This is a genomic window from Lentzea xinjiangensis (genome assembly GCF_900110955.1).
Lineage (GTDB): Bacteria > Actinomycetota > Actinomycetes > Mycobacteriales > Pseudonocardiaceae > Lentzea > Lentzea xinjiangensis.
On sequence record NZ_FOFR01000005.1, the window covers coordinates 198940 to 219123 of the forward strand.

The 20184-nt window shown below is 69.9% G+C and carries 23 protein-coding genes and 1 pseudogene; 9 read left to right on the forward strand and 15 right to left on the reverse strand.

Going from position 1 to position 20184, the window contains the following annotated elements; translation table 11 throughout:
* Nucleotides 1-277 precede the first annotated feature (277 nt).
* On the forward strand, nt 278-655 hold the full coding sequence (locus BMW88_RS14345; protein WP_089951345.1) for a PH domain-containing protein: 378 nt from the start codon (nt 278-280) through the stop codon (nt 653-655).
* On the opposite strand, the gene BMW88_RS14350 is transcribed toward BMW88_RS14345, so the two are convergent.
* A complete protein-coding gene (locus BMW88_RS14350) occupies nt 613-861 on the reverse strand; it encodes a hypothetical protein (protein WP_089951193.1) in 249 nt (82 codons plus the stop codon). The genes BMW88_RS14345 and BMW88_RS14350 overlap by 43 nt on opposite strands.
* Nucleotides 862-1062: 201 nt before the next feature.
* Here BMW88_RS14350 and BMW88_RS14355 point away from each other — a divergent pair, with 201 nt between their 5' ends.
* Nucleotides 1063-1275, forward strand: a complete 213-nt coding sequence (locus BMW88_RS14355) for a VOC family protein (protein WP_089951194.1) — start codon at nt 1063-1065, stop codon at nt 1273-1275.
* A 74-nt stretch (nt 1276-1349) separates the two neighbouring features.
* On the forward strand, nt 1350-1751 hold the full coding sequence (locus tag BMW88_RS14360) for a class I SAM-dependent methyltransferase (RefSeq protein ID WP_218148060.1): 402 nt from the start codon (nt 1350-1352) through the stop codon (nt 1749-1751).
* Between the two features lie 60 nt (nt 1752-1811).
* On the opposite strand, the gene BMW88_RS14365 is transcribed toward BMW88_RS14360, so the two are convergent.
* Nucleotides 1812-2291 carry a hypothetical protein gene (locus tag BMW88_RS14365; RefSeq protein WP_089951196.1) on the reverse strand — a complete coding sequence of 160 codons (480 nt, stop codon included), beginning with the start codon at nt 2289-2291 and terminating at the stop codon, nt 1812-1814.
* 152 nt (nt 2292-2443) lie between these two features.
* On the opposite strand from BMW88_RS14365, the gene BMW88_RS14370 reads away from it, so the two are divergent.
* Genes BMW88_RS14370 through BMW88_RS14385 form a run of 4 tightly spaced genes read left to right on the forward strand, consistent with a single transcriptional unit; the run spans nt 2444 to nt 4459 of the window.
* Nucleotides 2444-3364 (forward strand): epimerase, encoded by a 921-nt coding sequence (locus BMW88_RS14370; RefSeq protein WP_089951197.1) that lies wholly within the window; start codon nt 2444-2446, stop codon nt 3362-3364.
* Nucleotide 3365: 1 nt separating this feature from the next.
* A complete protein-coding gene (locus tag BMW88_RS44300) occupies nt 3366-3617 on the forward strand; it encodes an SH3-like domain-containing protein (RefSeq protein WP_089951198.1) in 252 nt (83 codons plus the stop codon).
* Nucleotides 3610-3876: an SH3-like domain-containing protein gene (locus tag BMW88_RS44305; RefSeq protein ID WP_089951199.1), complete on the forward strand. Its 267-nt coding sequence runs from the start codon at nt 3610-3612 to the stop codon at nt 3874-3876. The genes BMW88_RS44300 and BMW88_RS44305 overlap by 8 nt, the downstream gene beginning before the upstream one ends.
* Entirely contained in the window at nt 3869-4459 is a 591-nt protein-coding gene (locus BMW88_RS14385) for a nitrile hydratase subunit alpha (protein WP_089951200.1), read from the forward strand. Before BMW88_RS44305 ends, BMW88_RS14385 begins: the two co-directional genes overlap by 8 nt.
* Nucleotides 4460-4508: 49 nt before the next feature.
* Here BMW88_RS14385 and BMW88_RS14390 read toward each other — a convergent pair whose 3' ends face one another.
* The 4 genes from BMW88_RS14390 to BMW88_RS14405 all read right to left on the reverse strand — a co-directional run bounded on the left by BMW88_RS14390 (nt 4509) and on the right by BMW88_RS14405 (nt 9441).
* The gene (locus BMW88_RS14390) at nt 4509-5891 is read right to left on the reverse strand and encodes a serine hydrolase (protein ID WP_245777778.1); all 1383 of its coding nucleotides are present in this window, start codon (nt 5889-5891) and stop codon (nt 4509-4511) included.
* A gap of 29 nt (nt 5892-5920) precedes the next feature.
* Nucleotides 5921-7150 carry an MFS transporter gene (locus tag BMW88_RS14395; protein ID WP_089951202.1) on the reverse strand — a complete coding sequence of 410 codons (1230 nt, stop codon included), beginning with the start codon at nt 7148-7150 and terminating at the stop codon, nt 5921-5923.
* Between the two features lie 69 nt (nt 7151-7219).
* On the reverse strand, nt 7220-7681 hold the full coding sequence (locus BMW88_RS14400; protein WP_143116072.1) for a DoxX family protein: 462 nt from the start codon (nt 7679-7681) through the stop codon (nt 7220-7222).
* A 104-nt stretch (nt 7682-7785) separates the two neighbouring features.
* Nucleotides 7786-9441 carry a peroxidase family protein gene (locus BMW88_RS14405; RefSeq protein WP_245777779.1) on the reverse strand — a complete coding sequence of 552 codons (1656 nt, stop codon included), beginning with the start codon at nt 9439-9441 and terminating at the stop codon, nt 7786-7788.
* Between the two features lie 314 nt (nt 9442-9755).
* Here BMW88_RS14405 and BMW88_RS14410 point away from each other — a divergent pair, with 314 nt between their 5' ends.
* Nucleotides 9756-10097 (forward strand): STAS domain-containing protein, encoded by a 342-nt coding sequence (locus BMW88_RS14410; RefSeq protein ID WP_089951205.1) that lies wholly within the window; start codon nt 9756-9758, stop codon nt 10095-10097.
* A gap of 99 nt (nt 10098-10196) precedes the next feature.
* Entirely contained in the window at nt 10197-10553 is a 357-nt protein-coding gene (locus tag BMW88_RS14415; protein ID WP_089951206.1) for an RNA-binding S4 domain-containing protein, read from the forward strand.
* A gap of 260 nt (nt 10554-10813) precedes the next feature.
* Here the strand turns inward: BMW88_RS14415 and BMW88_RS14420 are convergent, their stop codons facing one another.
* The 9 genes and pseudogenes from BMW88_RS14420 to BMW88_RS14460 all read right to left on the reverse strand — a co-directional run.
* On the reverse strand, nt 10814-11689 hold the full coding sequence (locus BMW88_RS14420; RefSeq protein ID WP_089951207.1) for an NAD-dependent protein deacetylase: 876 nt from the start codon (nt 11687-11689) through the stop codon (nt 10814-10816).
* Nucleotide 11690: 1 nt separating this feature from the next.
* On the reverse strand, nt 11691-12566 hold the full coding sequence (locus BMW88_RS14425) for a hypothetical protein (protein WP_089951208.1): 876 nt from the start codon (nt 12564-12566) through the stop codon (nt 11691-11693).
* Nucleotides 12567-12802: 236 nt separating this feature from the next.
* A complete protein-coding gene (locus tag BMW88_RS14430; RefSeq protein WP_089951209.1) occupies nt 12803-14197 on the reverse strand; it encodes an NAD(P)/FAD-dependent oxidoreductase in 1395 nt (464 codons plus the stop codon).
* Between the two features lie 52 nt (nt 14198-14249).
* Nucleotides 14250-14723, reverse strand: a complete 474-nt coding sequence (locus BMW88_RS14435) for a DM13 domain-containing protein (RefSeq protein WP_245777780.1) — start codon at nt 14721-14723, stop codon at nt 14250-14252.
* A gap of 64 nt (nt 14724-14787) precedes the next feature.
* Entirely contained in the window at nt 14788-16251 is a 1464-nt protein-coding gene (locus BMW88_RS14440) for a gamma-aminobutyraldehyde dehydrogenase (protein WP_089951346.1), read from the reverse strand.
* An 82-nt stretch (nt 16252-16333) separates the two neighbouring features.
* Nucleotides 16334-16891, reverse strand: a complete 558-nt coding sequence (locus BMW88_RS14445) for a carboxymuconolactone decarboxylase family protein (protein ID WP_143116073.1) — start codon at nt 16889-16891, stop codon at nt 16334-16336.
* A gap of 646 nt (nt 16892-17537) precedes the next feature.
* On the reverse strand, nt 17538-18917 hold the full coding sequence (locus BMW88_RS14450) for an aspartate aminotransferase family protein (protein ID WP_281249403.1): 1380 nt from the start codon (nt 18915-18917) through the stop codon (nt 17538-17540).
* Nucleotides 18918-19066: 149 nt separating this feature from the next.
* On the reverse strand, nt 19067-19753 hold the full coding sequence (locus tag BMW88_RS14455) for a TetR/AcrR family transcriptional regulator (RefSeq protein WP_143116074.1): 687 nt from the start codon (nt 19751-19753) through the stop codon (nt 19067-19069).
* A gap of 110 nt (nt 19754-19863) precedes the next feature.
* Nucleotides 19864-20094 (reverse strand): annotated as a pseudogene (locus tag BMW88_RS14460) (IS3 family transposase); the annotation flags it as partial.
* Nucleotides 20095-20184: the final 90 nt, after the last annotated feature.

The following is a 20184-nucleotide window of genomic DNA, read 5'->3' on the forward strand; positions in this document are numbered from 1 at the left end:
ATGCGGGTGCTGCTGGTGGAGTCGCCGGTCTGCGGGCTGCCCGACGCCGACGGCCTCGAAACCGTTCGGGGAGCGGGAGGTCGTCGCACGGATGTGCGCGGTGCCGCGGCGCGCGCGGGTGCGGATCGACCGGCGCGGGCGGCGCGTGCACCTCGGCGGCGCCGAGGTGGAGCTGACGCCGGAGGAGTTCGGCCTGTTCGCGTTCCTCGCCGAGAAGCCGGGCGGTGTTCACCCGCGAGCGCCGCAAGGTCCGGGAAGGCCTGGTAAACGTGGACGCATGGGACTTCTCAGCGGGATGATGGGGAACGCGTCGAAGCTCGACCCGAGGGCGGCCGCGCAGGAGTTCGGGCGCCTGCTGGCCCAGGGGGAACCGGTACACGCGGCGTACCAGCTGCTGCGCGACTCGTTCCTGTTCACCGACCGGCGGCTGATCATGGTCGACAAGCAGGGCGTGACGGGCAAGAAGGTCGAGTACCACTCGGTGCCGTACAAGGCGATCACGCAGTTCAGCGTGGAGACGGCCGGTCACTTCGACCTGGACGCCGAGCTGAAGATCTGGGTCTCGAGCAGTGACGTGCCGATCTGCAAGCAGTTCGGCAAGGGCGTCGACGTCTACGAGGTGCAGGCGCTGCTCGCGACGTTCGTGGCGCGGTAGTCACCGGCGGTCTCCCGCGCCGCGGGCCGGGCGGCCGGCCAGGTCTGCGAGCGCAGCGCGAGGACGGTCTCGCCCAGGCAGAGGACGATCGCGGCGGCGAGGTGGCCCGAGTCCGGCAGGAAGCCCAGCGCGGTGAGCACGGCGGGTGCGACCCGGCCGCGGAGCAGCACTCGCAGGACGGCGGCGGTGCAACGGGTGGTGGACATCTTCGGTTCCTCCCCACGGTTTTCGCTCTCACCCCCACGTCGAACAGGACCGTCCCGTTTCGACAGTGCGAGACCAGAATTCGTGCGCTGCAAGAGAAATCTCGTCATCGAGCGGACCAGGCAGCACGAAGCCCCCGCCGGGATCCGGCGGGGGCTTAGATCCTGCACGCGCGGCTCGAGACCGAGCTCGGCTACACGCTCATGGCCTCCGACACGCCGCCGGGCTTCGAGCACCGCTCCGGCTCCGCCATCACGGTGTCGTTGTCCGGCGACGAAGAGGTGCTGCGCGAGTACTTCGCCAAGCTCTCCGAAGGCGGCGAGGTCCGCACACCGCTCGAGAAGCAGATGTGGGGCGACGAGTACGGCGACCTCACCGGCAGGTTCGGCGTGAGCTGGATGGTCAACCTGGGCTGAGGCTTGCAAGACGGCCCCGCGGGAGGTGCTGTGGGCAGTGGCTCCGCCCGCCGCGGTGACGCATGATGTGGACCATGAGCGAGCGTCTGCGCGAGGTGGTCGGCCAACTCGCGGTCCGCCCAGGCGACCGGGTGCTGGAGATCGGCTGCGGCCAGGGCGTCGCCGCCGCGCTGGTGTGCGAGCTGCTGTCCACCGGCACGCTCACCGCGATCGACCGCTCCACGAAGATGGTCGAGGCCGCGACCCGCCGCAACGCCGCGCACGTGGCGTCGGGCAAAGCGGAGTTCCTCATCGCGTCGCTGGAGGACGTGCACCTCGGCGACCGCCGCTTCGACCTCGTCTTCGCCGTCCGCGTCGGGCTGTTCCACCGCGACCCGGATCGTGCGCACGCGCTGGTGCGCCCGTGGCTCGCGCCGGGAGGGCGGGTGCTGTCGTTCTTCGACGAGCCGGTCGGGGGACGGGCGCCGGGCGGGTGAGGTGGTGCCCGGACCGGCCACCACCCGTCCGAACCGGGCCGACGTCCCCGGAAGTCCCGGTCAGATCCGGCCGAACAGGTCGTCGATCAGCTTCTTCGACGGCTCGACGCCCGCGGGCGAGACCACCTCGATCTGCGTCTTGCCCTTGCGCGCGACCACGGTGTGCTGGGTGGTCTCCGACCCGCCCGCGGTGGTCTCGTAGGCCTCGTCGTGGAAGTTCGCGATGGCCTTGGCCGCCGCCGGCCTGGCCCTGGCGAACGCCGCGGCGGTCGCGCCGGTGGTGAACCGCACCTCGACCGGCATGCCGGGACCCACGTACGTGCAGGTGGTGACGGCCTTCTCGACGGTCTCCCGCTGTCCCTGCAACCGCAGGCCGAGCGCCTTGCCCACGACGGACGAGTTGGCGTTCGCGCAGTTCGGGCCGGTTCCGGCGGGCTGCTCGACGGTCGTCGGCGCCTGCGGGGCCTGCGCCGGCGCGGCCTGCGGGGCCGAGGTGCAGGCGGCGAGCAGCGACGCGGCGGCGAGGAGGGTGAGGCGCACACCCCTCCATCGGCGCCGCCGACCCCGCGTTACCCGAGGCGGCCCGGCGATGCGGGCGTGCGGCCGCTCGCGGTCCACACGGGATGGTCAGGGCCGCCCAGCTGAAACGACTCTCAGCGGACGGGGGCTAGCTTCGGCCACGAGGGGGCGACATGAAGATCGTGATTCCCGGTGGCACCGGGCAGGTGGGCGGCGTGCTCAGCCGCGCGTTCGCGGCGGCAGGCCACGAGGTGGTGGTCATCAGCCGGAGCAGCGGAGTGCGGTGGGACGGGCGGACGCTGGGCCCGTGGGCCCGCGAGATCGACGGGGCCGACGTGGTCGTCAACCTCGCCGGGCGCAGCGTGAGCTGCCGTTACACCGCGGAGAACCTCCGGCAGATGATGCGGTCGCGGATCGACTCGGCGCGGGTGGTCGGCGAGGCCGTCGCGCGGGCCGAGCGGCCGCCTCGGGTCTGGTTGCAGATGAGCACGGCGACGATCTACGCGCACCGGTTCGACGCGGCGAACGACGAGGAGACCGGGATCATCGGCGGGCGCGAGCCGGACGTGCCCGGGTACTGGGCCTACAGCGTCGAGATCGCCAAGCGGTGGGAGGCGGAGCTGGACGAGGCCGACACCCCGCACACCCGCAAGGTCGCGCTGCGGGCGGCGATGGTGATGAGCCCCGACCGGGGCGGTGTGTTCGACTACCTGTCGTGGCTCACCCGGCTCGGGCTCGGCGGGCCGGTCGCCGGTGGGCGGCAGTACGTCTCGTGGATCCACGACGACGACTTCGTGCGCGCGGTCGCGCTGCTGATCAGGGAACCGATCGCGGGCGCCGTCAACCTCGCGGCGCCGGGCCCGCTGCCGCAGCGGGACCTCATGCGCGAGCTCAGGAGGGCCTGGCGCGTCCCGGCCGGGCTGCCCGCGACGCGGTGGATGGCCGAGATCGGGGCGTTCGCGCTCAGGACCGACACCGAGCTGCTGCTGAAGAGCCGGCGGGTCGTTCCCGGCAGGCTCACGCGGGCGGGATTCGAGTTCCGCTTCCCGAACTGGCGGGAGGCGGCGCAGAATCTGGTCGAGCGCAGGAGGTGAGATGCCGAGGATCAACGACGTCGGCGGGCAGGACGGGTTCGGGCCGGTGCTCGAGGAGCTCGACGAACCGCCCTTCCACGCCGACTGGGAAGCGCACGTGCTCGCGATGAACCGCTCGCTGATCGGGCGGGGCATCTACAACCTGGACGAGTTCCGGGACGCCGTCGAGCGGACGATGACGCACGAGTCCTCGTACTACGAGAACTGGTTCCGGGCCATCCGGACGTTGCTCGAGGAGCGGGGCGTTGTCTGAGCGCTACCACGCGGGCGACCGGGTGCGGACGTCCGCGGTGGACCCGGACCACCACACCCGGCTGCCGCATTACGTACGCGGGTGCGTCGGCACGGTCGTCGGCGACGACGGCGTGCACCCGCTGGCGGACCTGCGGGCGCAGGGGGTGGAGCGTCCCCAGCAGGTCTACCTGGTGAGGTTCACGGCACGGGAACTGTTCGGCCACGGCGATCACAGCGTGACGCTGTCCCTTTGGGAGGGCTACCTCAGCGATGAGTGACGACCACGACGACTCCCCGATCGCCGCACGCGTGCGGGAGCTGGAAGCGGTCCTGGAGGAGAAGGGGCTGCTGGACGCGCGGGAGCTCGACCGCGTGCTGGAGGCGTTCACGGCCAAGGCCTCACCGGCCAACGGCTTCCGGGTGGTCGCCCGCGCGTGGACCGACGAGGACTTCAAGGCGCGGCTGCTGGAGAACGCGAACGAGGCGCTGCCAGAGCTCGGGTTGTCGATGGGCGGCGGGCTGCAGGTGCAACGACTGCACGTCGTCGAGAACACCGAGGACGTGCACAACGTCATCGTGTGCACGCTGTGCAGCTGCTACCCGCTCTCGCTGCTCGGACCGTCCCCCACCTGGTACAAGAGCCCGGCCTACCGGTCGAGGGTGGTCAGCCACCCGCGTGAGGTGCTGGAGCAGTTCGGGCTCACCCTGCCGGAGAGCACCGAGATCCGGGTGTGGGACGCGAACGCCGAGTCGCGGTACATGGTGCTCCCCCGCCGGCCGGAGGGCACCGAGCACCTCGGCGAGGAGGAGCTCGCGGCGCGGGTGACGCGCAACGGGCTGATCGGCACCGCGGCGGTCTGAGCCGGCGCCGAGGTCCCGTCGCGGCCGGCGGGACCTCGGCACCGGTGCCCTACCCGGTCTTCATGATGGCGTCGATGGCCTTGCCGAGCTGCGCGTACTTCTGCGTGTACAGCACCGGGAACACGCCGGGCGGGTCGGCCGGGCGCCCGGCGTCGACGTAGTCCATGCCGAGGTTGCCGAACACGACGACGATGTAGTCGCGCTTCTGCTTGCCGGGCAACGACTTCACGATGCCCGCGTCGGTACCGGCGGTGTTGACCCAGCCGGTCTTGTGCGCGAAGGTCACCTCGGCGGCCTCGTTGCACGGGCGCACGTCGCGGTCGTAGACCGCGTCGCCGACCCTGAGGGTGCCGTCCGGCTGGATCCAGCGCGCCGCCACCTGCTGCGGGATGCCCTGCACCGGGTAGTCGCGCCCGCACCAGTTCGGCGTGGACAGCATCTCGTTGTGGCCCTGGTTCGCGAGCGTCTGCTGGAAGAACTGCCGCGACGACGGCGAGAGCTCGTCGGCGGTGACCTGCCTGCCCTGCCCGGTCGTCCACAGCACGTTCGGGCCGCCGTTGACCAGCAGCAGGAGCTTGGCGGTGTCGAGGCCGCTCATGTTCGAGCCGCCCCAGCTGCTGCCGTTGCCGGGGTTGGTCCCGGTGACCATCAGCGTCGGCATGCCCAGGTCGGCGAACGTCCGGTTGACCTCGTCCCACGCGCCCAGGTCGTGGATCAGCTTGACCAGCGCGCAGGTGGACTCGTTCTGCGACTTCGTGATCATCTCGTCGAAGTGCTGCCGGACCCTCTTCACCGACGGCCCGCCGCACGCCTCGCGCACCGGGTTCGGGTCGTAGGCGTAGTCGGCGTCGAGGTCGATCCTGCCCTGGTCGGCCAGGCGCAGCACGCCGAAGCCGACCATCAGCTTCAGCACCGACGCCGGGTACGGCGAGGCGAAGTCGATCGGCGCGTTCTCCCGGCCCGGCAGCACGTCCTGCGTCCCCACACCGGTGAGGTCCCATTCGGCGTCGTCCCACCAGCGGTAGCGCACCTGGTCGGTGGACAGCGCCTGCGGCTGGACCGGCACCACGACCCCGTTCGGGTGCCGGGGGCTGAGCAGCACGTTCGCCACGGTCGTGGGACGACCGGCGGGATCGAGCCCGATGACGGCCACGTCCAGGTTCGGCGTCTGGTGCAGCGGCTTGCCGGTGGACAGCGCCCGTGCCCTGGTCCTCAGCTCGGCTGGGGTGGAGTCGTACTTCTCCTGCCGCCCCGCGGCCCGCGCGCCGGGCTCCGGCGGGGTCAGGTCGATGACGTCCTTGAAGTTCTGCGCGACGACCGCTTCCCGCAGGCGCTCCGCCAGCGGGGAGCTGTCCGCGGCGGCCACCGGCGCGGTGGTGGCGGCAGCCGTCGTGAGCGCCGCGCACAACGCGGTGATCCGCTTCAGCTTCATCCCAGCGTTGTACATCAGGAACCGATGGATCAGCGACTCGAAAGGACCACCGGCGTGTTGCCCACCGACCGCACGGACCGGGACAGCACCATCGCCACCGCCGCGAGCACGGGCAGCGCCGCGCAGCCGAGCAGGGTCGCGGTGATCCCGGCGACGCCCGACACCGGCCCGACGGCGAGCTGGGCCAGGGGCACCGCCACCAGCGACCCCAGCATGTCGTAGGAGTAGACCCGCGCGAGCCGGTCCTGCGGCACGTGCTGCTGCAGCGACGTCTCCCAGGCCACCCCGAACTGCTCCTGGCACAGCCCGCACGCGAACGCCGCGACCATGAGCAGCCACGGCTCCGGGCGCAGGGCGAGCGCCAGCGGCAGGAACGCGAACGCCACCACGCACACCGCGCCGAACAGCAGCGGTCTGCGCATCCTCGTCCGCAGCGCGACGAGAGCCCCCGCGACCATGCCCGCGGTCTGCGCGGCCAGCACGAAACCCCACGTCTCGCGGCCCATCACGGTGTCGGCGAGGACCGGGCCGAGGACCATCGTGCCACCCGCGTACGCCGCGTTGACGAAGGTGAAGGCCACGACGACGACCCACACCCAGGTCCGCGACACGAACTCCGCCCAGCCGGCCCGCAGCTCGGAGAGCGCACCGGGCCGGTGACCGGCGGGGACCTCCGCGGCCGCCACGCGCACGAACGAGAAGCACAGGCCGGCCAGGGCGAACGACAGCGCGTCCACCGCGAGACCCCAGCCCGGCCCGGCGAACGCGATCAGCAGGCCACCCAGCGACGCGCCCGCGATCATCGACGAGTTCCGCCCGAGGCGCAGCAGCGCGTTCGCCCGCTGCCGCTGCTCGGCGGGCACGGTCTGCGGCGCCAGCGCGGCGGAGGCGGGCAGGGAGAAGGCGCTCGACATGCCGTTCACGACCGCCAGCACCACGAACGCCGGGATCGACACCGCGCCGGTCAGCACCAGGACGGCCAGCAGGGCCTGGCTCGCCGCCGACACCGCGGACGAGCCGACGAGCACGAGCTGGCGGGGCAGCCGATCCGCGACGACGCCGCCCCACAGCAGGAACAGCACGTTCGCGGCCGAGCGCGCCGCCACGACGAGGCCGAGCGTCGTGACCGACTCGGTCACGTCCCGCACGGCGAACACGAGCGCGATCTGCGCCATCGCGTTTCCGGCCATCGTCGTCACGCGGGCGCCGAAGAGCCAGCGGAACGCCGGGTGCGCCAACGGCGCGAACGATCCCCCCATGATCGGCACCGTACTGCGCCGGGCTGCCGACGGGGAGCCGCCCGACCCCGAGCCGGGCGGCTCCCCGCGTCATCGCACCCTCGGGCGCGACGAGGCGATGACCACCGCCGCGGCGACGGTCACCAGGTTCTTCAGGATGTACTGCGCTTCGAACGACGCCCGCAGCGGACCCGGCCACATCTCACCGGCGAACAACACCAGCGGTGTCGACACCAGCACGACGTGCCCGATCAGCAGGACCGCGCAGCAGCGCGGTGCGCGGAAGCTCAGCAGGACCAGCGCGATCCCGATCTCGGTGATCGCGGCGGTCAGTCTCGCCCCGTCGGCGTGAATGATCCCGAACGTCAGCGCGGACACCGTGCGTTCGACGAGATCCTCGGCAGGGCTGCCACCGGGAAAGAGCTTCAGCACGCCGAACCAGAGGTACACGACCCCCAGCCCAATGCGCAGCAGCGGAATTCCCGCGTCGCCCGCGAAACGGGTGACGCGTTCTTCCGCGCTTTCGCGTCGTGCGGTTTCCGGACGTGCCATTTCGATCTCCCTCTCCTGTCTGACTGCCACCACCCAGCCAGACAGGAGGTGCCCAGACAAAGGTGCCCAGACAGGAGGTGCCGGACAGGAGATGTGAGGGCGGATCAGGCGCCCGGCTGCGGCGCGCTCTGCGGGTCGCCGAGCGGGTTGAGCAGGTCCGCCTTGCCCTCGAACGCGAACAGCAGCAGGTCGACCATGCGGAACGTGCTGGAGTCCGGTCCGAGCGTCGGCCGCCAGTACGGCGAGCGCACGATCGAGATCCGGCTGCCCTCCATCGCGCGGTGGAAGACCTCCGCGGTGATCCGCCCGCCGACCGGGCCCATCCGCCCGTTGCCGATCTCCGCCTCGCGCAGGACGTAGAACCACAGCGGGGTCGCCGTCACGAGCTGCGTCCGCTGCTCCTCCGACAGGCCCTCGACGACGGCGCCGCCGTTGCCCACGAGGATCTGCTCGGCGGTGAGCGGCTCGACGCCGAAGAGCGCGGCGATCTGCTGACCGGTCGCGAGCTCCATCATCGAGGCCCTGGTCAGGTTGCGGAACGCGAGGTTGCGCTCGATCTCGCGGAACACCGTGCCACGTCCGCCGAACGTGCCGGCGGGGAGCTGCGTCAACGGGTCGACCAGCAGCGTGTCGATCCGCTTGGCGACGTTGCCGCCGCCGAACTCGGCCGGTGGCACCAGGTCGTCGCGCTCGGCCTCGGCGAAGTCGTACAGGCGCCGGAAGTCCGCGATCCAGTTGCTGGGCAGCGTGAAGATCGGGCCCCGGTCGACGTCGTCGAGGTCGCCGGGCGTCTGCGAGCTCGGGTCGAAGTTGCCGCTCACGCCGGTGAACGTGAACAGCGCGAACAGCGTCCCCGGCCCGCCGGGCCCGGTCGAGTTGAACACCCGGTTCCACTGGTAGGCGGCGCGGACCTGGCTGTGCCCGAAGCGGTACGAGGCGACCGAGAACTCGATCGGCATGGTCGGCGAGTTGTCCCGCCCGTAGTGCCGGCCCGGCACCTCGAAGAACCTGCGGCCGTTGGCGAAGACGTCGTCCACGATCGCCGGGTCGACCAGGCGCGGCAGGAAGTCGGTCTTGAGCAGCCACTGGTAGTGCCGCACCACGAGCTCCTTGGCGGCGCGGAACAGCCGCTCGCCCGTGAGACCGGTGAGCGCGAGCTCGTCGACCACCCGGTTGTGGAAGCGGATGAACGCGAGGTGCGTCTGCGCCACCGCGAGGTTCTCGTCGTTGCGGGGGTCGGGGATCAGCGGGAGCCGCCGATCCGCCGCCGTGCCCGCCGTCCCGCCGCGGCGCGGCAGGTCGAAGCCCTCGAACGGCACGTTGGTGCCCTCGTCCGGGAACGGCACCGGCGTCGTGGTGCCGACCTTGAGCTTCACGCCGTCCTCGGCGTAGAACGCCTGGTCGTCCTTGTCGCGCGGACCGCGGCCGTAGACCGAGTCGAGGTCCAGCGCGGGCGAGCGGCCCTGCAGCAGCTCGTCGAGGTTGACGTCCTGGCCGAGCTGCGACTCGGTGCGGTCCATGGTCAGGTCGTGGTCGACGAACTGGCCCAGGTAGGTGAACCCGGCCGGTACCGCCGGGTCGTCGGCCTGCGGCACGTTCGCCGTGATCGCGGTCGCGAGGGCGACCCGCGTCTCCTCGTCCGTGCGCGGGCCTTTCGGCCCGAGCCGCGAGAACCGGAACCTGCGCAACTCCTCGGCCGTGGAGGGCTGACGCGTGAGGGCCTCCCCCTTGTCGTCGATTTCCAGAACACCTTCACCCACGACGAAAAAACTGTCGCGCACGTGCCTCTTCATCTACTCCCCCTGTTTCCCCTCTACCAGGCGACATGTTCTCCCCAACAAGCACCTGCCCCACCGCCAGTCTCCATACGGCGGAAATTACCGTCGAAGCTTTTGGTCATAACCAAAAGCCCATCACCGAACGGATACGAGGCAGCCGGGAATATTCCGGAGAATCGTCCGGCGGTGATCTTCCGTTGGTGGATCAATGATTCACGGCACGTAGCCGCTGTGCTGCGGAAGGGCGACGCCGGACGGGTGGTTTCAAGCGCCGCGAGACCGGGTACGCCTGCGGAATGCTCGAAGTCACGGTGACGAAGACGTCGCCTGCGTCCACCCTGCTCACCGTCTCCGGTGAACTCGCCGGCTCCGGCTCGGAACGTCTGCTCTCCCGGCTCGACCGCCTCCTCGACCAGGGCCACCGCTACGTCGTGCTGGACCTGTCCGCGGTGACCTTCTGCGACTCCAGCGGGGTGAGCGCCCTCGTGCGCGGGCACGCCCGCGCCTCCGCCGCGGCGGGCGGCCTGCGGCTCTCCGCGGCGTCCGACCAGGTGGCACGGGTGCTGGAGCTGTCGGGGCTGTCGCGAATGCTGGGTCTCAAGCCCGCGGTGGACGCGATGGGCGCCGTCGCCCCCTGACGACGGCTCCGCGCACGAACTCCACGCTCGGCCGTCCCGGTCCCGCCGGGCGCGACCGCCCGGCGGCTCCGCGATCTCCGGAAGTGCCATGATGGCGGGGTGGAGTCCACGCGCATCGACCGCTGGTTGTGGGCGGTCCGGCTGACGAAGACCCGGCCGGACGCCGCCGCGGCGTGCCGTGGCGGTCACGTGCGCATCAACGACAAGCCCGCGAAGGCCTCCGCCACCGTCGTACCGGGCGACCGGGTGCGCGCCCGCGTCGGCGACAAGACCAGGATCGTCGAGGTCGTGCGGGTGATCGGGAAGCGGGTGGGCGCGGCGGACGCGGCCACGTGCTTCATCGACCGCACTCCCCCGCCCCCGCCCGACGTCCCGATCGCGCGGCGCGACCGGGGTGCCGGACGGCCGACGAAGCGGGAGCGGCGCGTGCTGGACCGCTTCCGCACGCAGAGCTGACGAAACCCCGACTGCCGGGGCTAACCGGACCGCCGGGTTAGCCGCACCGCCGGGTTAGCCGCACCGCCGAGCCAGCCGCGCCGCCGGGCCAGCCACACCGCCGGAGCAAGCGCACCGCCAGGGCTGCCGCACCACCGGGCCAGCCGCGCCACCGGGCCAGCCACACCGCCGGAGCAAGCGCACCGCCGGGGCTGCCGCACCACCGGACCAGCCACACCACCGGACCAGCCACACCACCCGGCCCACCGGGCCGGCCGGACCTACCGAGGCGGCAGCACCACGTCCGCGAGCCGGGTCAGCGACGCGCCGAGCGGCAGGTCGACCCGCAGCGACGCGAACGGGTCGCCGCGCGTCTCGCCGCGGTTGATGATCACGACCGGGGTGCCGGCCCCGGCCGCGCGGCGCACGAACCTCAGCCCGGACATGACCGTGAGCGACGACCCCAGGACGAGCAGGGACTTCGCCCGGTCGACGAGCGAGTAGCACTGCTCGACGCGCGGGCGTGGCACGTTCTCGCCGAAGAACACGACGTCCGGCTTGAGCACGCCGCCGCACTCGCGGCAGCCGACCAGCCGGAAGTCCCTGACGAGCTCCTCCGGCAGGAAGACGTCGCCGTCCGGGTTGATCTCGTCGGTGGTCGCGTGGAAGTCCGGGTTGGCCTCGCGCAGCCGCCGGTCCAGCTCGGCGCGCGGCGAGAGCGACCGGCAGTCCAGGCAGATCACCCGGTCCAGGCCGCCGTGCAGCTCGACGACGTCCCTGGTGCCGGCGGCCTGGTGCAGGCCGTCGACGTTCTGGGTGATGACGCCGCACAGCTTGGCCGACAGCCGGGTGACGGCGTGGTGGCCGGCGTTGGGGTGCGCGCGGGCGATGGTGCGCCAGCCGACGTGGCTGCGGGCCCAGTAGCGCTGCCTGCCCTCCTCGCTGGTGGTGAACTCCTCGTAGGTCATCGGGGTGTGCTTGCGCAGGGACCCGCCCTCGCCGCGGTAGTCGGGGATGCCGGACTCCGTCGAGAGGCCCGCGCCGCTGAGCACCAGCACGCCGCCCTCCTCGACGATCGGGACGACGTCGGTGAGGGTCGAGGTGCGCGGCAGCGGCGGGCCCGGGGAAGACCAGGTCAAAGTGGGCCTTGTTCGCACCTCACCAGCTTACGTACCACCGGCGCAGTTCTGCCTCCGCCGCGGCCGCGTCACCGCTCGACGGGGCCGTGACCAGCGCGAACTGCCGTCCCGCCGGTGCCCGCAGGACCAACTCGTCTCCCTCGACGGCCGCTGCCGCCGAGCTGATCACCTGCGGTGCGCGCAACGACTGCGGCAGGTGCACCTCGGTCGGCGCGGGGCCGCCGTCGGAGTCCCAGACGAGCACGGCGAACGGAGAGGAGCCGACGAGCGCGCGGACGTTCGGCAGCGGGATCTGCTGCCAGCTCTGGTGGACGCGGTCCTCGTAGGCGAACGCGAGCGTGGTGCCCGCGACGGCCCGCGGGTAGACGCGGTCGACGAGGGCGCGGTCGACGTTGAGCACCGGCGTGCCGGTCTCGTCGAGCCTGACCGCCGAGAAGTGCTCGTCGTTCATGGCGTCGCCGTCGGTCTTGACCTTGGCCGGGTTGTCGTTCATCAGCTCGTGGTGGCGGCCGTGGTTGATGTCCCAGTGCCACTGGCTGCCCGAGAGCACGCTGCCGCGCGGCGCCGACCACCAGCGCGCGCCCGGCGCCGCGGAGTCGAGGCCCTGGTAGATCGCCTTGAGCACCGAGGAGGTCTTGTCGGAGGTGAAGCCGGCGACCGGGTGCCCGAACTCGGAGACGATCGCGGTGGTGCCGAGCGCGGCCGCCCGTTCCCGGATCGTGCCGAACGCCTGTGCGTACTGGCCGTCGCCCGCCTTGCCCGGCATGAGGACGCCCGACTGCGCCTTGCCGTCGCAGAAGTGCGCGTTGAACACGAACCGGCCCCCCAGCGCGGGCACCAGCGCCAGGCCACCGGGTTCGGCGAAGAACTCGACGTTCTGGTTCCAGAATTCCACACCCAAACCCGGGACTGATCCCGTGTTCATCTGAACACAGCAAGTCATGATCGGGAGGTCGGCAGCAACAGCGAGCGATCACACAACACGGGACACGTCACGCGTTCTGCAGCGTCGCAGGTATTTCCGGTCGAAGGTGCGGCGCCGCAACCTTCGCAGCCGGGAACAGCCGAGAACGGCTCGGAGACGCGCCACCAGTGTTCGCCTGCGCTGTGCGGCCAATCACCCCTTCGTCCTCAGCTGTCGAATCCCAGTCCCAGCCTGTCGAGAGTGCGCAGCCACAGGTTCCGCTTGCCCGCGCGGCGGTCCGCCCGGTCGAGGGACCACTTGGTGAGTCCGATTCCCGCTCGTGCCAGGGGATCCGGCGGGAACGGCAGGGGCTTCGTGCGCACCATGCTCAGTTCGGTGCGCGAAGTTCGTTCTCCCGCCAACCGGTCGAGCATGACCTCCGCGCCGAAGCGGGTCGCGCCCACACCGAGGCCGGTGTAGCCGGCGACGTAGGCGACGTTGCCGGCGTACGCGGTGCCGAAGAACGCGGAGAAGCGGGAACTGGTGGCGATGGCGCCACCCCAGGAGTGGCTGAAGCGCAGTCCTTCCAGTTGCGGGAAGCACTGGAAGAAGTTCCTGGCCAGTGTCAGGTTGGTTTCCGGGCGCTGATCGTGGTCGGCGGAGACGCGGCCGCCGTGGGGGTAGATCGCGTCGTAGCCTCCCCACAGGATTCTGTTGTCGGCGCTGAGCCGGAAGTAGTGGAAGCTGTTGGCCGAGTCGCTGAGCCCTTGGCGATTCCGCCAACCCACGGCGGCGAGTTGTTCGGCGTTCAACGGTTCGGTCATCAGTGCGTAGTCGTAGACCGGGACGATGTAGGGGCGCACCCGTTTGAGCAGGGATGGGAACACGTTGGTGGCCAGTGCGACCTTGCGGGCGTGGACCTTGCCGTACGGGGTGTGAGCGGTCATGCCGGCCCCGTCTCGGCCGAGAGCCGAGACGGGACTGTTCTCGTGGATTCGCACGCCGAGGCCCGCTACGGCTCGTTTGAGGCCCCAGGCGAGTTTGGCGGGGTGGAGCATGGCCACGCCGTGCCGATCGTGCAGTCCGCCGAGGAACGTGGGTGAGTCGACCTCGGCGCGCACCTGGTCACGGTCGAGGTAGTCCAGCCGGACACCGTGGCGGACAGCTACTTCGACTGCATCGCGCAGTTCGCCGACCTGGTGGGGTTCGGTGGCCACGTCGATCTCGCCGGTGCGTTCGAAGTCGCAGTCCAGCGAATAGCGGGCCACCGCGGCCTCGATTTCGTCGAGGTTGCGGGCGCCCAGTTCGGTGAGCCTGGTGATCTCGGCCGGCCAGCGGTCGAGGCCGTTGGCGAAACCGTGGGTGAGGCTGGCGGCGCAGAAACCGCCGTTGCGCCCGGAGGCGGCCCAGCCGATCTCCTTGGCCTCGATCAGGACCACGTCCCGCTGAGGGTCGCGTTCCTTCGCGATCAGCGCTGTCCACAAGCCCGTGTATCCGCCTCCGATCACGAGCAGGTCGCAGTGCTCCTCCCCTACCAGCGCGGGATTGGCCGGTGGTCTGCCCGGATCGTCCAGCCAGAACGGTGCCGGCTGCGCCTCGGCGAGCGATCGTGCGGGGTCCACGGCATTTCACACCTTTACGGGGTACGAGAGGGGCATCAGAGGAGGGGAGGGGTCAGCTGTTCAGATCTGCTGCACCGAAGGAAACGTGGAAGCGGGCGCACCACAGGGAGACGCTGCCGAGCTTGGTCAGGTCGGCGTTGTGGGGGATGGCGTAGTTCTGGTCACCCTGGTCGCCTTTGAGCGGTCCGAGGTCGAGGTGGTCACCGTCGTCGAAGGCGAACCAGCCGCCGATCCCGGCTTGGACGGGCTGGTCCGACAGCCAGATCCGCACATCGGGCCCGAGGCTGGTGCTGAGGTTCTCCAGGCGGAGGGTGCGCGTGCCGTCGGGTGCTTCCAGCACCTGCACCGTGCCGCTGGTGTCGTGTTCGTGGGAGATGAGCAAGGCGTGGGCGGTGACCTCGCCGGCGGGGCTCGCCTCACGGACCGACTTGTTCATGAACAGCAACCAGGGCTCGCTCACGACACCCATGAGCAGGGTCAGAATCCCCAGAGCTATCAGCAGCTTCCTGACCAACGGTTTCTTCAAAGTCGCAGGTACACGCATTACCGGTCCTCGTGGTTGTTGACGTGGTGGGGCCTGCTCGCTCGGTTCAGCTGAGCTTGGCCATGACATGCTTGATGTTGGTGAAGTCCTCGAGCGCATACGCCGAGAGGTCCTTGCCGTAGCCGGACTGCCCGTAACCGCCGTGCGGCATCTCGGAGACGAGCGGGAGGTGGTCGTTGATCCACACGCAGCCGAAGCGCAGCGCGCGGGAGACCCTCAACGCCCTGCCGACATCACGTGTCCAGACCGAGGACGCCAAGCCGTACGGAGTGCCGTTGGCGAACTCGATTGCCTGCGGCTCGCCGGAGAAGCGCTGCACGGTGATAACCGGCCCGAAGATCTCCGCTTGGCTGAGCTCGTCGTCCTGACGCACACCGACCACGACGGTCGGTTCGAGGAAACACCCCTGCTCTTCCGGACGGCGGCCACCGGTCACGATCTCGGTGTGGTCCGGCCTGCGGTCGAGGAACCCCTCGACCCTGGCGCGTTGTGCTGCGGAGTTGAGCGGTCCCAACGAGGTCAGCGGTGACATCGTGTCGCCGGTGCGGAAGTCACGCGCGTGCTCGACGAGTCCGGCCACCAGTTCGTCGTGGACACCGTCGGCCACCAGCACGCGCGTCGCCGCGGTGCAGTCCTGGCCCGCGTTGTAGTACCCGACACGGGTGATGATGTCGACGGCCGACTCCAGGTCCGCGTCGTCGAAGACGACGACGGGGGCCTTTCCGCCGAGTTCGAGGTGCACGCGCTTGAGGGTCTGCACGGCGGCGGTCGCGACAGCACGGCCGGCACCGGCAGATCCGGTCAGCGCGATCATGTCGACGTCGGGGTGCCGCGCCAGCGACGCGCCGGTCCGGCCATCACCGGTCACGACGTTGAGCACCCCCGATGGCAGTTCCTCCGCCGCCAGCTCAGCCAGCATCAGCGTCGTGAGCGGAGTGGTCTCGGAGGGCTTGAGCACGACCGTGTTCCCCGTCGCGAGCGCGGGGCCGATCTTCCAGGCGGCCATCTGCAACGGGTAGTTCCATGGCGTGATCTGCCCGATCACGCCCACCGGTTCGCGGCGGACCATCGAGGTGTAGCCGTCGAGGTACTCGCCTGCCGCCCGTCCCTCCACGACGCGCGCGGCGCCCGCGAAGAATCGGAGGTTGTCGATGGAGGCTGCGACCTCCTGCACGGCCGCGGCGAGGGGTTTGCCCGCGTTGCGGGCTTCGACTCGGCTGATCTCGCCGGCGTTGTCCTCGACGCGGTCGGCGATGCGGCGCAGCGCGTCCGACCGGTCCTTGGGCGTGCTGCCGGACCACCGGATGAACGCGTGCCGTGCCGCGGCGACGGCGAGATCGACCTCGGCCTCGGTGCCGCGTGGCGACCGGGCGAGCAGTTCACCGTTCGCGGGGTCGACGACGTCGTCGGCCTCACCAGCGGAGTCCACCGCTTCCCCGGCCACGTGGTGGCGCAGAACCACGGCCGGAGACGGCTGGCCGGGTTTCGACGGGTTCGTGTTGACGGGCATGTCACGTCCTTCTCGGTCGAGAGCGGTGCCGCGGCGCTGCCACGTCGCCACCCAGGGTTGGAACGACATGGCAGCCCTCGGCTCAAACGGTTGCGGGATCCTCGGCAGCGAACTCGACCGCCGGGAAGTCCAGCGGCACGTCGCTGAGGTGGTGCAGGTAGTTCGTCAGCGTGGTGGCGATCGCGTGACCGACGAGTTCAACGATCTCCGGATCGCCGTAGCCGGCCGCCCGCACCTCCGCCAGCTGGTCGTCCGACGGCCTCCCGCGATGCCGCACGACGCGCTGCACGAAGGTCAGCGCGGCCTGGACTTTCGGGTCCGACGCGTGTCCGGACCTGGCGGCGAGGATGTCCTCTTCGGACACACCGAACTCCCGGGCCGTGTCGCTGTGTGCGGCGAGACAGTAGGCGCAGCGGTTCTCGTTGGCCACCGCGATCGCCAGCTGCTCACCGACTTTGCCGCGGAAGGCGCCCTTGCCCAAAGCCCGGTCGAAGTCCAGCAGCGCACGGGTGAGCGGCGTCGACAGGGCGATGACCTCGCCCAGGTTGGGCACCCCGCCCCATGCTTTCCGCAGAAGGGCGCGAGCTTCCTGCTGTTGCGGATTCTGCGTTGACGGTCCTGCGGTTTCGATGCGCGACAACGAATTCTCCTCCTGGACGAATGTCTGTACCAGACAGTACAGAGACTGTACTGTCTGGTCAAGAAAATTTGCGATTCAACGCAGGACAGCAGCTGCAACCGCAGAGCCGCGGATTCCGCAGCGAACTCAGCAGGGTTCTACGCGTACGTGCCCCGCAGCGAGTGCCACTTCAAGCCCACCCTGGAACGGACGTGGCGCAGCACCGAAACGCCCCTCAGCCGACGCGAGTTCCATTCCGGTCGTTCAAAGGGTCCCCGTCTGCCCTCTGCCCCATCACGGGGACGAGAAAGACAGATAGAGATGTTGCCTTGCTGAGCACGGTCGAGGATCGACACCAACGCGTTGCGGGCGGCCACTCGGGCCGTCGACCGCCCATTCCCCGGCCGATTCAGAGGGCAGCACACCGTTGCCCAGGCGAACGTTGCGCTGCAGAGCCATCACTCAGGACGCCGTGGCAGGTCGACCATGTTCGACCCCGTCTGCGGGACTCTGCCCGCACAATGCGCCGGCAACACGTTCAGCGCCACCTCAAGCGCACCGCCAGTCGGCTCGCTGCCTGCTGCCAGGCGGGCCGATCTACCGCTGGATGCCCCAGGCACATGACGTCAACAATGGAGCCAGTCGCCATCGCTGGCCCTGAGAGGCGTTAGAGCTTGTCCCACGCCGCAGTCAGACAGGACCGCAGGATCGACTCCATCTCGTCGAAGTGGGACTGGTCGCAGATCAGCGGCGGCGACAGCTGCACGACCGGCTCGCCGCGGTCGTCGGCCCGGCAGTACAGGCCGTTCTCGAACAACGCCGGGGAGAGGTGGCCGCGCAGGACCCGCTCGGACTCCTCCGGCGTGAAGGTCTCCTTGCCGGCCTCGTCCTTCACGAGTTCGACGCCGTAGAAGTACCCGGCACCGCGCACGTCGCCGACGATCGGCAGGTCCAGCAATCGCTCCAGAGTGGACCGGAAGGCGTCCTCGTTCCGCCTCACATGACCGTAGAGGTCCTCACGTTCAAGGATGTCGAGGTTGGCGAGCGCGACCGCGCAGGACACGGGATGGCCGCCGTAGGTCGAGCCGTGCATGAACGTCGCCCCGTCCCGGAACGGTTCCATCAGCCTCTCGCTGATGAGCACGGCGCCCAGCGGGGCGTAGCCGGACGTCAGGCCCTTGGCCGTGGTGATCATGTCCGGCCGGTAGCCGTAGCGGTTGGCCCCGTAGTCGAACCCCAGCCGGCCAAAGGCGCAGATGACCTCGTCCGACACCAGCAGCACGTCGTGGCGGTCGCAGATCTCCCGCACCCGCTCGAAGTAGCCGGGCGGGGGCGGGAAGCAGCCGCCGGTGTTCTGCAACGGTTCCAGGAACACCGCGGCCACGGTGTCCGGGCCCTCGAACTCGATCGCCTGAGCGATCTGGTCGGCCGCCCACACTCCGAACGCGGCGTAGTCGCCGCCGTGCACGGGCGCGCGGTAGAAGTTCGTGTTCGGGACCTTCAGCGCGCTGGGCACCAGCGGCTCGAAGTCCTGTTTCGCACCGGGCAGGCCGGTGATGGACAACGCGCCGGCCGTCGTGCCGTGATAGGCCAGCGATCGGCTGACCACCTTGTGCTTGCGGGGCTTGCCCCGGAGCTTGAAGTACTGCTTCGCCAGCTTCCACGCGGTCTCGACGGACTCGCCACCGCTGACGGTGAAGAAGACCCGGTTCAGGTCACCCGGCGCGGTGGCGACCAGTCGTTCGGCGAGCTCGATGGCGGTGGGATGGGCGGCACCCCACAACGGGAAGTACCCGAGCTCCCTGCTCTGCTTGGCCGCGGCCTCTGCCAGCTCCTCACGGCCGTGGCCCACCTGGACCGCGAACAGGCCGGCCAGACCGTCGAGATATCGCTTTCCGTCGGCATCCCAGACGTGCACGCCGTCGCCGCGCACGATCACCGGCGGCGCCACCCCATCGCCGTGCCGGGTGAAGTGCATCCACAGGTGATCGCCAGCTGTCGCAGCGCGCGCGGCTCTGTGGCGGCGATCCGACGTTGTCGGGGAGATCCGCGATGACGGATCGTTGATGTCGAGGCTTGACAAGGTATTCCTCCAACCACGCAGTTTTGTACCGAACAGTACAAGTACTGTACTAATCGGTCAAGACTGGCGCAGCCACCACCTGCCGGGCGACCGGCGCCCGTGAGAAGTCGCGTCTATCGGAGGATCTGCTCGACCTCACGTCCAAGGCACAGTCGCAGTGTCGACGTGCTGCCGTGCACCTGCGAGAGCAGAACACCGCCCTGATATGCGGCGAGCAGTGCCTCGGCCGCGGAATCGGGCTCCGTGTCGGCACCGATCTCGCCGCTGTCGACCATGCGTTGGATGCCGGCGGCGATCAACGTCCGCCAACGCACGAAGGCGGCTTCGATCGAGGTTTTGACGTCCGGATCGTTCTCGCTGATCTCTGCGGCCAGAGCACCGAGCGGGCACCGCACCGGATCGTCGTCTTCCTCGTGGAGGCGAACAAGACGATCCGCCCACCGCCGCAGATCCTCACCGGTCGCGATGTCGTCGAGCCAGGGCCGCTGGGCCGCCAGCACGAGTTCGGTCTGACGTTCGACAACGCTCTGCACCAGGTCTGACTTCCCCGAGAAGAAGTGGTAGAACTGTCCCTTTCCGGTCTTGGACGCCTGCGCGATCTGGTCGATGCTGGTAGCGCGCACTCCCCTGCTGTAGAACAGCTCACACGCCACGTCGAGGATGCGCGCCAACGTCGCCCGCCCCTTGTCAGTACTGGGTGCCGCCTTCATGCGACACCGGGTTCGAACATGGTGGACATCCGGACGCAGAAACCTGACATGGCGCCCCTCCTTCACTAGCTCGCCGACCACGACCACCACTGGACTATACGGTACAAAGTTGCCGGCTCCGCGGGCGTGGCGTCATATCTGCGCGAGGCCATCTCAGGAGATCATCGAGCGGACCGGTCACGACAACACGCAGGCGGCCGCGAGAGGCGAGACTTCATCCGGGAGTCGATGGAGTAGCCGACGATCCGGTTGGAACAGACGTCCTTGACCGCACACGGGTACGACTTCCCTTCTGCGGTGCGGTGTTCGGTGATGCCGGCCAGCCACAACAGGTTCGGTGCGGTGGCGGTGAAGTAGCGCCGGACCAGGTCGTCGTGGACCGGCGGACCGACCTTCTTCCCGTTGCGGCCGCGTTTTTTGCCTAACGCGCTCTACCATCCCGCCGACGAGCAGATCCGCCACGCCGTCCGATCCGCCATCCGACCAGCCACGAGGGTCCCCGCTGTACTGACTGTCAGACG